Here is a 12,240-nt window from a genome sequence, read left to right on the forward strand (position 1 = left end):
TATTATGGCAAAGAAAGCGAAATCAGTAAAAGAACAAACCCTCGAACAGAAGTTGTGGGGTGCAGCAGAAAAACTTCGTGGCAATCTTGATGCTGCAGAATATAAGAGTGTGGTATTGGGACTTGTGTTCCTAAAATATATAAATGACAGCTTTAAGGCTAAATATGAAGAACTCACGTCTGATCCTTACGGAGACCCAGAGGATGCAGACGAATACATCGGTGACAATATCTTTTTCGTCCCAAAAGAAAGCCGATGGAAGCTGATTGCTGATTCTGCCTTAACTGCAGAAATCGGCATAGTCATAGATAAAGCTATGGAAGCTATTGAAAAGGACAATGCCCATCTTAAAGGTATATTACCCAAAAATTATGCTCGTCCGGAACTTGACAAAAGGAGATTAGGAGAAGTTGTTGACATTTTCGACAATACCGTTTTTGATGTAAGTCAAGCAAGAGATGTTTTGGGTAGAGTTTACGAATATTTCCTTGGAGAATTTGCGCGTGAAGAAGGGAAAAAAGGTGGAGAGTTCTATACTCCGGAGTGCGTAGTCCGTACATTAGTAGAAGTTCTGCAGCCGTATGAGGGTAAGATTTTTGACCCGGCTTGTGGTAGCGGTGGTATGTTTGTGCAGAGCGCTAAATTCATAGAACGCCATAGTGGAAATATGAATAACATTTCTGTCTTCGGTCAAGAAATGAACAGCAACACATGGAGATTAGCCAAAATGAACTTAGCCATTCGTGGAATTGAGGCTAACTTTGGTGAGACCTGGGCAGATTCATTTCATAATGACCAGCACCCATTTCGTAAGTTTGACTTCGTAATGGCTAATCCTCCATTCAACATTTCTGATTGGGGCGGAGACAAATTAAAAGATGATCCACGTTGGGTATATGGTATTCCCCCTGAAGGAAATGCCAATTATGCCTGGATTCAGCATATGATTTACCACCTGAATGACAACGGACGTATCGGTCTTGTACTTGCCAATGGCTCACTTAGCAGTCAAAGCGGAGGAGAAGGAGATATACGCCGTAAACTTATTGAAGCAGATTTGGTAGAAGGTATTGTTGCGATGCCTAGCCAGTTATTTTATAACGTGCAAATCCCATGTTGTCTCTGGTTCTTTAATAAAAAGAAAACTCAAGCAGGTAAGACACTCTTCATTGACGCACGTAACTTGGGGTACATGTTTGATCGCACCCATCGGAGATTGTCATCCGGCACGCCCAATCCAGAAGAAAACGAAAAATGTCAAGAAGCAGAAAGAACTACAAATGACATAGCACGCATAGCCGAAGCGTTTGAGCAGTATCGAGAAGGTAATCTAGTTCCAGAAGCGGGATTCTCAGCTGTTGCAACTATTGAAGAAATGGCTGCACAAGACTTCGTTTTGACTCCTGGACGATATGTAGGCATAGCCGAAACAGAGGACGACGGAGAACCCTTCGAAGAGAAGATGGCTCGCCTGACTTCGGAATTGTCTGACCTATTTGAGCAATCCCATAAGCTTGAAGACGAAATACGCAAGCAACTTGGGCGTATAGGTTACAAAATTTGATTGCTTGCTTAATTCTTCGGTTTTAATTAAGAAATCATTAACATCGAAGAAACATGAAAGAAAGATTCATTCAAGAAATTACTAACTCAATGGCGGAATTCTTAGATATAGAACAGTTGGCAACTCTTAATGGTGTATTGCTCCAAGCTGTGAGCAAATACACCATCACGGGCGATGAAGAGACTCAACAAGACTCTTCGGCATCCAACTTGCGCCTGTTGGAGATGTTTCTGGCTGCTAAACAAGTTGAAGGTTGCTCTATTAAAACAGCCAAATATTATGAAGTAACTATCAAACAGCTTTTCAAGAAGATGCCAAAGAAAGTGGTAAATTTCACAACAGATGATATACGCGCCTATTTGGCCGTTTACCAGCGAAAACATAAATCAAGCAAAGTAACTATTGACAATATTCGTCGGATATTCTCTTCCTTTTTTGCGTGGCTTGAAGAGGAAGACTATATCATAAAGAGTCCGGTAAGACGAATCCATAAAGTTAAAACGGGCACACAAGTTAAAGAAGTTCTCACTGACGAAAATCTTGAAACCTTGCGTGATAACTGTAAAAATATTCGAGATCTTGCAATCATAGATTTGCTCTCCTCTACTGGTATGCGTGTGGGCGAATTAGTTAAACTCAATCGGGAGGATGTCAACTTCAATGAACGCGAGTGTATTGTTTTTGGAAAAGGCAATAAAGAGCGTATGGTCTATTTCAATGCTCGTACAAAAATCCATTTACAACAATACTTGTCTTCAAGGCGAGATCGCAACAAGGCACTTTTTGTTTCACTTGCTAAGCCACATGCAAGACTTGGAATATCAGGCATTGAAAGTAGATTACGTAAAATAGGAAGAAATTGTAAAATTTCTCGTGTACATCCTCATAAGTTCCGAAGGACATTGGCAACCATGGCCATCGACAAGGGTATGCCTGTTGAACAAGTTCAGCAATTGCTTGGTCACGTTAAGATTGACACCACCATGCACTATGCAATGGTCAACCAGAATAACGTAAAATTGTCTCACCGTAAATACATTGGCTGATGAGAGTTATAAATAGATATTATACCCATAAGCAAGTGCTCTTTAATAAGCGCATAAATGATAATTTAGAACAGCAGGCACAGGCGTTGTTCAAGTCTTGGTTCGTGGAAAAACCTAATCCTCAATGGACAAAGGGAAGTTTATCTGATATAGCTTCATTTGTAGGAGGATATTCATACAAGGGTGATGAACTGGTCGATAGTTCCAATACAGGTATGGCTACGATAAAGAATTACAATCGTTCTGGAGGATTTAAGACTGATGGTTTTAAGGCTATAAATCCGTCAGATAAAGTAAAAAACGCACAATATGCAGAATTGTTTGAAATTCTAGTAGCGCATACTGATTTGACGCAAAATGCTGAAGTTATAGGAAATGCTGAACTTGTGCTTTCTCTAGGAGAGTATAATAAAATAATCTTCTCAATGGATTTGGTAAAAGTGTTGCCAAGTTCGAGTTTTCCTTATCGCTTTTTAATAGCAGCTATGCTTAAAAATAAACTGTTTAAAGGGCACTGTCAGGGCTACGTAAATGGTACAACCGTTCTGCATCTTAACAAAAAAGCTCTTCCTGAGTATAAAGTAATGATACCTACAGATACAGAGGCTAAAAAGATGAACGAGATTTTGGGCGGTTATTATAAACGAATGAGTGAAAATTTAAAGGAAAACGATATGTTAGAACAATTGCGTGATACAATACTCCCAAAGCTAATGTCCGGTGAATTAAAAATTAACGATTTAAACTGCTAAATTCTCATTGATAATGAATGACTTTGAAGAATATATAAGACAAGGTGAGCCTCAGAAAAAAGAAAAAGGCTATGCTTGGCAGACCGCTATCGGATTGCAGGCAGTAGATGATCTGAAACCGTCTGAGTACTTGATTCAAACAGCGCGTCAGCACATTGAGGGTGATATAACTATCGAAGAAGCCAAACAGCTTATTGATAGCTACTATCAATCCAAAACAGTCAGAGCAAACATCGAAGACAGAACGGAAGAAGCAGATAAAGTTTCAGCCCGTATTGCTGAAATTTTATCTGAAAAGACCTTCACATTTTCGCCCGTTGAGTATATCACCATTCATCGTCGCCTTTTCCAAGGTATCTATAAATTTGCAGGAAAGGTCAGAGATTACAATATCACCAAAAAAGAATGGGTATTGAAAGGAGAAACCGTCCTTTATGCCAGTGCTGACAGCATACGTGAAACGTTAGATTTCGATTTCATGCAGGAGAAAAATTTTAGCTATAAGGATTTGAATATCAACGATGCTATCATTCACATCGCAAAGTTTATTTCCGGCATATGGCAGATTCATGCTTTCGGTGAGGGAAATACTCGTACTACGGCAGTGTTTGCTATCAAATACCTGCGTACGTTTGGATTCGACATCAGTAACGAGGCGTTTGCCAATCATTCATGGTATTTCCGCAACGCTTTGGTCCGCGCCAACTATAACAATTTGAGCAAAGGCATTTACGCTACCACTGAATATATTGAAGCGTTCTTTAGGAACCTTATTCTTTCCGAACATAACGAACTAAAGAACCGAGTAATGCTTGTGCAAGAATCTTCTGTGCAAGGCGTTCAAAGTGCAAATACAACAAAGGAAATCTCCCCAAAGTGCAATATTTGCACTTTGAATTGCACTTTAGAAGAAATGGCCGTGCTGAACTTCTTGAGAGAACAGCCTAAAGCCACGCAAAAAGAAATCGCTGCGCATATAGGCAAATCTGAGCGAACAGTTAAGACCATTACCGTAAATTTGACCGAAAAAGGCATAATAGAACGCAAAAATGGCAAAAGAAACGGTTTTTGGGAAGTGAAAACGAATAATTTAAACAGCTAAATTCTCATTTATGGAAGAGTGGAAAATATATAGATTAGGCGATTTAGTGGATTTCCAAAATGGTTATGCATTTAAATCCTCTAAATTCCTCTACGATGGGTAAGCATTCTATTTTCCGCCTTGACGCACATTATTCACAAACCTACCTTTGCGCCATAACCAAATAACAACAATGATTATGGCGAAAGAAAAAGTAAACTATCAGGAGGTATATGACCTCTACCAGTTATGCAGCGAGACCAAGGATCTTCGCGAGTTCTGTGCGGATTATGGAGTAAACTACGACAAGTTCATGAACTGGCAACGTCATCAGCTTTGGAGCGAGAAGTTAGGCAAGACAGTTCAGGTTGATCAGCCCAAGGTTGCTAAAGTCCAGATAACCGGTAAACCTTGCAACAGTCCAACTGTTAAGATGGAAGTGAAACAACCGGAAGGCGAACCTCCTATTAAGTGGGTGAAACTGCAATTGACATCTGGAGCGACATTGTTTCTGAGAAACACCAGCGTTCTTGATCTGAGTCTGTTGCTTAATAAAATGATAGGATGATATGCTTGGACTGAGTGCTAACCTGAACTATTACCTGTTCAACGGTAATGTGGATTTACGGAAAGGCATCTTCCGTTTGTGTGAAAGTATAAGGCAAGAGATGTCACTTGACCCTAGTGATGCGTCCAATGTATATATGTTCATGTCCCGTAACCGGAAGGTCGTCAAGATACTTCATTACGAACGCGGTTTTTATGTGCTTTACGAGAAACGTCCTGTCATTGGAAAGTTCAAGAAACCTGTGTTTGACGAGGTGTCAAAATGCTACCGGATACAGTGGTCTGACATGGCTTACCTGACGGAAAGTATCGTAGTCGACAGAATGTATGTAACTCCTAAAGAATGAATAATAAGGCGTTGATTTACAATGGAATAATACAAAAATAATCGATAAAAAGTTTGCGTAACTGCCTGATTTTTCGTACCTTTATATCATGATTGATGAAAGAGCATACGAGTTACTTTGCTGCCAGCTGGGTCTGGCGAATGAGGAAAAAGCAGGGCTTCGCAAACAGAATAAAGAACTGATTGCGAGGCTTGAGTCTATTGAAAAATCCAACAAGGAGAACTCAAAAACTCTGATTGATACAATCAATGACCTCAAAGAATCCCTCGAAAAGCAATCAACCACGGTTGAACATTACAGGAAAGAAATGGAACTTATGAGGAAGCAGCTTGAAGCAAAAGACGAGGTGAACATGATGCTTGCAAACGAGATATCCAATCTCAGACTTCAGCTTGAAGACAGCAGGAAACACCGTTTCGGCCGTACATCTGAGCAAAGAAGGCTGCTGAACAACCGTAACATTGACAAGTCTGCAATGGAGAAGTCCGAATATGACGGTTCTGACAAGAAAGGTGATGATGATAATAAGGCCAATGGTAACGAAGCTGGTGGCAATACCTCTTCCGATAACGCAACAGCACAGAACAGCAAGCCTTCAAGAAGAAAGGAAACCGCACCACGTGCGGAAAAGACCAGGCTGAAGGTGGACAAGGTAGTGGTACATGAAATAGAAGACTATTACCAACTCCCGGATGGTGCAAGGCTTATGAACCGCAACGGAATGGCTGATGTGTGGGAATACAGGTTTATAGAACATGTGCGTGCCCATAACGTGGAACATGTGTACAAGGTGGCAAGGGTAAAGCTTGCAGACGGCACTTTCACTAACACGATGGAGCATCCCTTGAAAAACCTTGGAGGAATCTTCTCTCCTGAACTGCTTGCCCGTCTGCTTTGTCTGAAATATGACTTCAGCATGCCTGAGAACAGACAGATAAGACTGCTTGCAAGAGAAGGCATCCATATAAGCAATACCACGCTGAACAGCTATATCCACAACGGAATCTCCAGGCTTAGGGAGTTTATGGAAGATGTCTTCAAGAAGTTTGTACAACAGGCAAAATACCTTATGGTTGATGAGACTACCGAACTCGTTGGAGTTGAAACACCGGAAGGTAAGGCTTACAGGAGAAAGTACTTATGGGCTTTCTTTGCAAAGCATGTCAAGTTGGTTTATTATCATTACAATAACGGCAGCAGAGCATCTGATGTGGCAAAGACCTTCCTTGATCATTTTATGGGATCTATATCTACAGACGGATATACGGTTTACAGAATGTATGACGGAGAAGGCTCAAAGGTGCTTCATATAGGATGCTGGACGCACTGCAGGAGGTTGTGGGTTGATGCTTTGCCATCAGACAGGACGGCGATGGACATAATAGATTCTATCGGTGATTTATTCAGGAATGAAGACCTGTTCCGCACAATGAAACTCAGCAGTGAGAAGATAAAGGAAAAAAGACTTAAACTTACGGGACCTGTTCTTGAACGTATACATCATAAGGTGGTCATGATGATGCAGGATGCGAAGATCATGGCTAACGAACTGATAAGAAAGGCTGCGAACTACACGATAAACCAGTGGAAATCCTTGAGAAATATCCTCAAGGACGGTTCAGCGGAAATATCCAACAATCTCTGTGAGCAAAGAATGAAACCTGTAAAGCTGCTGCTCAAGAACTGTATGAATATAGGAAGTGAGGCAGCCGCAGAAAACTCGGCATTCATCTTCTCCCTGATAGAAAGCTGTAAGTTGAACGATATAGATCCTCAGGATTACCTGAAGCACTTGTTTGAATGTATTCTTCATGGTAAGGACTGCGACAAGAAGGCTCTTCTGCCATGTTTTTATAAATCGGAATGTTAAAACTAAACTATTTTCTTACGGACATTTTTATTTTATCGGCTGAAAAACAGCCGATAAAATTGTCGTAGCGGAAAATAGAATGGTTACCTACGATGGTAAATACAAAATCATTAGGATAAAAGAATTAAAGAATGGCTTAGTTAAGTTTTTCGAAGACACTGTATCCATTTCCGACGAACCAAACGAGATTTTGTCTAAAATATTGGTCAACAAGGGGGATGTTATATTCGCATTAACAGGAGATCCAGTAAGTAAACAAAATGCAAATAGCTGGGTTGGTCGTGTATCTCTATATACACATGATATACCAGCTTATCTAAATCAACGAACATGTAAGATAATTCAATGTAATAATGTTGTCCCACAATATGTTTACTATTATTTCAGACAATACGAAAATCTTTATTCATTAGCATCTAAAGCAACAGGAAGCGCAAGTCAGGCTAATATTTCTACAAAAATTCTCGAAGATACGGAAATACTATTACCGTCACTGAGCGTTCAAAAGAAGATGGTAGCCATCCTAGCTTCTCTTGATAATAAAATCGCCCTCAACCGCCGTATAAATGATAATTTAAAATCTACGGCAGCGTAGGAAATCGTGAAACCGACAACATATAACTATATATAATACTTTGATTATGAACACATATCATTATACTGAAGATTCGTATGAACAAACCATTCTTGATTTGTTCAAGGAAATGGGCTACGACTACCGTTATGGACCAGAGCTAGAACAAGAAACAGCTCGTGACCTAGAGGATGTATCAATATCCTGCATTACTAGAAAGCAGCTGCTTGTTATTAACGGAGCCACGAAACAACTGGCGATAGAAGAAGCCATGCGTCAATTGCATACTATTCAAAATGAGCCGCTTCTGTCAGCTAATATAAAAATGACAGAATGGTTACAACAAGGTTTAGATGTAAGCTATCGCGCCAGTGATGGTCAAATACGCTGTGACCACTTGAAGCTGATAGATCAAGAAAATATAGACAATAATGTCTTTACCGTAGTGAATCAGTGGACAATTGTAAACGGAACTAACACCAAGCGCGCAGACATTGTTGTGTTCATCAATGGTCTGCCTATTGCAGTTGTAGAGCTCAAATCGCCAACCAGAGAAGTAACGAACAGTGAAGAAGCTTGGCTACAGCTACAAAACTACATGCGCCGTGTTCCTCAACTATTTACGGCTTGTCAACTATGCGTCATTAGTGACATGGCTGATACCAGAGTGGGAAGTATCACTGCTCCTCTTGACCGTTTCATGGAGTGGAAAACCACTGATGGCAGCTACGAAAGCACATCCGTTGCTGATTTTGAAACGCTCTTCAACGGCATGTTTAAGAAAGAACGGTTAGTGGATATTATCACCCACTTCACGATGGCAATGGGTACCGACAAGAAAGCACGAATCCTTGCCGGTTATCACCAATATTTTGCTGTAAAGAAAGCAATGGAATGCACCAAAGAAGCCATCAAACGTCAAGATGGTAAAATTGGTGTATTTTGGCATACGCAAGGATCAGGAAAAAGCCTAAGTATGGTTTTTTATGCCCATCAATTGCTACATAATCTTTTGAGTTCAACCATTCTGGTGCTAACGGACCGCTTGGACTTAAACGAACAACTTTATGGCACGTTTAGCGCTTGCTGTGATTATTTGCGTCAACAGCCTGTGATGGCAAAAGATGGAGAACACCTGTATGAATTACTGGAAACCCGCCAAAGCCGTGGAATCATCTTTGCCAACTTACAAAAGTTCAAGGACAGAAAGACTCCGCTTACTACACGCAAAGATATTATAGTTTTAAGTGATGAAGCACACCGTAGTCAGAGTAACACCCAAACCAAGGTAGATACCGAAACCGGAGAATTGAAACTGGGTTTTGCTGCCATCGTTCGTAAACTTCTGCCGGGAGCTTCTTTTATAGGCTTCACCGGTACACCTATTGAAGCAGATGATCACGACACTCGTGAAGTGTTTGGCAATTACATTGACATCTATGACATGACGCAAGCTGTAGAAGATGGTGCAACGGTTCCAGTGTACTACGAAAGCCGACTTATAAAACTTGATCTGGATGCAGAAACAATGAAACTGTTGGATCAAGAATATGACAAATTAGCCGAAGAAGGAGCCAGCGATGAAGATTTAAAACGTAGCAAACAAGAAAATGCTCGCTTGCATGCACTGCTTAGAGCCCCGGAAACCATAGATACATTGTGTCGCGACTTGGTACAACATTATGAAGAATGTAGAAAAAATCATCTCACAGGAAAAGCCATGATAGTAGCCATAGATCGTGCCACAGGTATTGATATCTATCGTAAATTATGCGAGCTACGTCCTGACTGGAAAGAAATCATAGGGGTTGTCATGACAAGCGGCAATCAAGATCCCGTAGAATGGGCTGATATTATTGGGAGTGCAGCACACAAGGAGCAACTTGCCCGCGACTTTAAGGACAACAGCTCCAAGATGAAGATTGCAATCGTAGTGGATATGTGGTTGACTGGATTTGATGTGCCTTCCTTGGCTACCATGTATGTGTACAAGCCCATGAAGGGGCACAATCTGATGCAAGCCATTGCCAGAGTAAACCGTGTTTTCCCAGAAAAATCTGGAGGACTTGTGGTGGATTATATCGGCATTGCTGGAGCATTAAAGAAAGCCATGCACGATTACACAGGGCGCGACAAAAAGAACTTCGGGAATCAAGACATCAAGCAAACTGCTTATGAACAATTTCTGGAAGCAATCAGCATGTGCCGTTTGTGTATAAGTGATTTAGTGGATTACTCCACATTTGCGACATGTACCAATCTACAAAGAAGCAGACTCATTCGAGAAGGACTGGATACATTGCTGATTCCCGATCGGATGGTGCCCGGCTGCCCAAGCGAACGAACCATGTATGATGAGAATGGTAACATCATACATGTGCACTGTGATCCTGTACTGACTCCCGTAAGTGAGGTATTCTCAGAATATAGCAAACGTATGATGCAAGCAGCAACAATTTGTCGCAGTATTCTGACACCGGAAGAAAAATTTGAAGAAGCATACTTTGAAGCTGTACGTACTTTATTTATCCGCTTGACCAGTAAGGCTCCTATCACACGGAAGATAATAGACGAACGCATCTCAGAATTGCTTAAAGTTGCGATTCAATCAGATGGTGTTGTAGAAATTATCAATACTAAAGGGGAAGAGTTTTCTCTCTTTGATGAGCAATTCTTGAATGATGTTGCCAATATGAAGGAGAAGAATCTAGCTATTGAAATGTTGAAAAAGTTACTTGCTCAACATATCAAAAAACATCAAAAAAAGAATCTAACACAAGCTGAATTGTTCAGTGAAATGTTAGATAAACGCTTGGCTGAATATCTCCGTGGTATGATTTCCAATGAAGAAGTGATAAAGGAACTTCTGGAAATGGCTAAGTTAATGAAGCAACACGCAGAAGAAGGTAATGCTCTTGGTTTATCTGATGAAGAGCAGGCATTCTACGATGCGTTGACACGACCTCGGGCCGTCAAGGATTTCTACGAAAACAATCAACTGGTCGCCATGGCAAGAGAGATCACAGATGCACTCAGGAAAAACCGTACTTTGGATTGGAGACAAAAGGAAACAGCTCGCGCTAAAATGCGAACGATGATAAAACGTCTTCTAAAGAAGTACCATTATCCACCAGAAGAAGCACAAAATGCTATTGAAGTTGTAATGCGTCAATGCGAACTTTGGGCAGATAATGAAGAGTAAATATACCGTTAAATGATTGACTATCATAAAATGAGACAATATAATCGTATCATGTTAGGTGAAGGTGGAAAGTACATTCAAGACTGCCTTGAACACAACTACATCGGGGTCAACTTTATAAAAGAGGAGGATTTAACATCCTATCCTCACAATGATGAAAATAGCTGGCGGCATCATATGATTGCCAAATATTTAGAATGCAATCCTGAGAAATCTATGGGTACAGCTAGAACATCCATTGGATTTCTTTGGACTGTATGCTATGGACTAAAGATAGGTGACATAGTTCTTGCTCCCAATGGAGAAGGTGGTTATTGTGTGGCAGAGATTACCGGGAACTACCACTATGTTCCCAATCAAGCTCTTCCACATCGTAGACAAGTGCAATGGCTAAATATTACCATTCCCAGACAAAGCATGTCTAAAAGTCTGCAAAACTCCACAGGCTCAATCGGTACTTGCTGTAACATCACTAAATATACTGAAGAGTTGGAACAGTTGATAAGTAACGAAAAGCCATTTATTGCACCGGTTGTTCAAGCAAAAGTAGAAATGTACAAAGAACGCAGTCTGCACCGACTCCTTACTAACTATCTTCTCAGCAAAAGTATCTATTCCAAGACCATTTTCCATGAGAATAGCTTCAAAAGTGCAGACCAAGCTCAAAAGTGGGTGCATCCTGATATGGTGGGCGTAGAATTTCACGAGTTTCAAGAGACTGCAACCCGTTCCTTGCTGAAAGCTACAGAGACCAAAGAGTACATCGCTTTGCATTCGTATGAACTAAAGCGTACGATTGAAAACGACCACCAACTGAAGGAGTATTTCTTTCAAGCCCTCTCCAACAGCAGTTGGGCCAATTATGGGTACTTGATTGCATTTGAAATCAATGAAGATCTGATGGAAGAGATAGCCCGTCTCAACCGAGCCTTTGGTATAGGAATCATCCTATTATCTCCTTATACAGATGCAACTAAAGAACTCTTCCCAGCTCGTAGAAATGAGTTGGACTATTATACCATAGATAAACTCTGCCGAATAAATGCAGACTATAAAAGTTTTATTAATAAAGCAACTAGTGTCCTCAATGCACAAAAAGAGTTCATTGAAGATGTAAAGGGAGGACTACAAAAGTTCTGTGACAAAGGATTCGACACTCAAGAGGAGGTTATCGAATATTGCAACAAGCACCATATTCCTTGCTAGTCTGCTAAGTTCAAATCTGTTTTAACGAAAT

At 40.6% G+C, this 12,240-nt stretch carries 10 protein-coding genes; all 10 read left to right on the forward strand.

Going from position 1 to position 12,240, the window contains the following annotated elements:
- The first annotated feature begins 4 nt into the window (after nucleotides 1–4).
- On the forward strand, nucleotides 5–1,564 hold the full coding sequence (locus tag HMPREF1534_RS13245) for a class I SAM-dependent DNA methyltransferase (RefSeq protein ID WP_005938332.1): 1,560 nt from the start codon (nucleotides 5–7) through the stop codon (nucleotides 1,562–1,564).
- A gap of 53 nt (nucleotides 1,565–1,617) precedes the next feature.
- Nucleotides 1,618–2,610, forward strand: coding sequence for a site-specific tyrosine recombinase/integron integrase (gene xerA / locus HMPREF1534_RS13240; protein ID WP_005938334.1), 993 nt, complete (start codon nucleotides 1,618–1,620; stop codon nucleotides 2,608–2,610).
- Nucleotides 2,610–3,362 carry a restriction endonuclease subunit S gene (locus HMPREF1534_RS13235; RefSeq protein ID WP_005938336.1) on the forward strand — a complete coding sequence of 251 codons (753 nt, stop codon included), beginning with the start codon at nucleotides 2,610–2,612 and terminating at the stop codon, nucleotides 3,360–3,362. Before xerA ends, HMPREF1534_RS13235 begins: the two co-directional genes overlap by 1 nt.
- Nucleotides 3,363–3,375: 13 nt before the next feature.
- On the forward strand, nucleotides 3,376–4,464 hold the full coding sequence (locus tag HMPREF1534_RS13230) for a Fic family protein (protein WP_005938338.1): 1,089 nt from the start codon (nucleotides 3,376–3,378) through the stop codon (nucleotides 4,462–4,464).
- 178 nt (nucleotides 4,465–4,642) lie between these two features.
- On the forward strand, nucleotides 4,643–5,011 hold the full coding sequence (locus HMPREF1534_RS13225) for a hypothetical protein (protein ID WP_005936264.1): 369 nt from the start codon (nucleotides 4,643–4,645) through the stop codon (nucleotides 5,009–5,011).
- Nucleotide 5,012: 1 nt separating this feature from the next.
- Nucleotides 5,013–5,357, forward strand: a complete 345-nt coding sequence (gene tnpB, locus HMPREF1534_RS13220) for an IS66 family insertion sequence element accessory protein TnpB (RefSeq protein ID WP_005936267.1) — start codon at nucleotides 5,013–5,015, stop codon at nucleotides 5,355–5,357.
- 88 nt (nucleotides 5,358–5,445) lie between these two features.
- Nucleotides 5,446–7,227, forward strand: a complete 1,782-nt coding sequence (gene tnpC / locus HMPREF1534_RS13215) for an IS66 family transposase (protein ID WP_005936270.1) — start codon at nucleotides 5,446–5,448, stop codon at nucleotides 7,225–7,227.
- A 79-nt stretch (nucleotides 7,228–7,306) separates the two neighbouring features.
- Nucleotides 7,307–7,822: a restriction endonuclease subunit S gene (locus HMPREF1534_RS13210; protein WP_005938343.1), complete on the forward strand. Its 516-nt coding sequence runs from the start codon at nucleotides 7,307–7,309 to the stop codon at nucleotides 7,820–7,822.
- A gap of 46 nt (nucleotides 7,823–7,868) precedes the next feature.
- On the forward strand, nucleotides 7,869–11,003 hold the full coding sequence (locus tag HMPREF1534_RS13205) for a type I restriction endonuclease subunit R (protein ID WP_005938345.1): 3,135 nt from the start codon (nucleotides 7,869–7,871) through the stop codon (nucleotides 11,001–11,003).
- Between the two features lie 12 nt (nucleotides 11,004–11,015).
- A complete protein-coding gene (locus HMPREF1534_RS13200; RefSeq protein WP_005938349.1) occupies nucleotides 11,016–12,209 on the forward strand; it encodes a hypothetical protein in 1,194 nt (397 codons plus the stop codon).
- Nucleotides 12,210–12,240: the final 31 nt, after the last annotated feature.

The organism is Phocaeicola massiliensis B84634 = Timone 84634 = DSM 17679 = JCM 13223, from assembly GCF_000382445.1.
Classification (GTDB): domain Bacteria; phylum Bacteroidota; class Bacteroidia; order Bacteroidales; family Bacteroidaceae; genus Phocaeicola; species Phocaeicola massiliensis.

Bases quoted from the DNA above. Each gene is read 5' to 3' on its own strand.
- HMPREF1534_RS13245 (WP_005938332.1), top strand. From the start codon at position 5: ATGGCAAAGAAAGCGAAATCAGTAAAAGAACAAACCCTCGAACAGAAG.
- xerA (WP_005938334.1), top strand. From the start codon at position 1,618: ATGAAAGAAAGATTCATTCAAGAAATTACTAACTCAATGGCGGAATTC.
- HMPREF1534_RS13235 (WP_005938336.1), top strand. From the start codon at position 2,610: ATGAGAGTTATAAATAGATATTATACCCATAAGCAAGTGCTCTTTAAT.
- HMPREF1534_RS13230 (WP_005938338.1), top strand. From the start codon at position 3,376: ATGAATGACTTTGAAGAATATATAAGACAAGGTGAGCCTCAGAAAAAA.
- HMPREF1534_RS13225 (WP_005936264.1), top strand. From the start codon at position 4,643: ATGGCGAAAGAAAAAGTAAACTATCAGGAGGTATATGACCTCTACCAG.
- tnpB (WP_005936267.1), top strand. From the start codon at position 5,013: ATGCTTGGACTGAGTGCTAACCTGAACTATTACCTGTTCAACGGTAAT.
- tnpC (WP_005936270.1), top strand. From the start codon at position 5,446: ATGATTGATGAAAGAGCATACGAGTTACTTTGCTGCCAGCTGGGTCTG.
- HMPREF1534_RS13210 (WP_005938343.1), top strand. From the start codon at position 7,307: ATGGTTACCTACGATGGTAAATACAAAATCATTAGGATAAAAGAATTA.
- HMPREF1534_RS13205 (WP_005938345.1), top strand. From the start codon at position 7,869: ATGAACACATATCATTATACTGAAGATTCGTATGAACAAACCATTCTT.
- HMPREF1534_RS13200 (WP_005938349.1), top strand. From the start codon at position 11,016: ATGATTGACTATCATAAAATGAGACAATATAATCGTATCATGTTAGGT.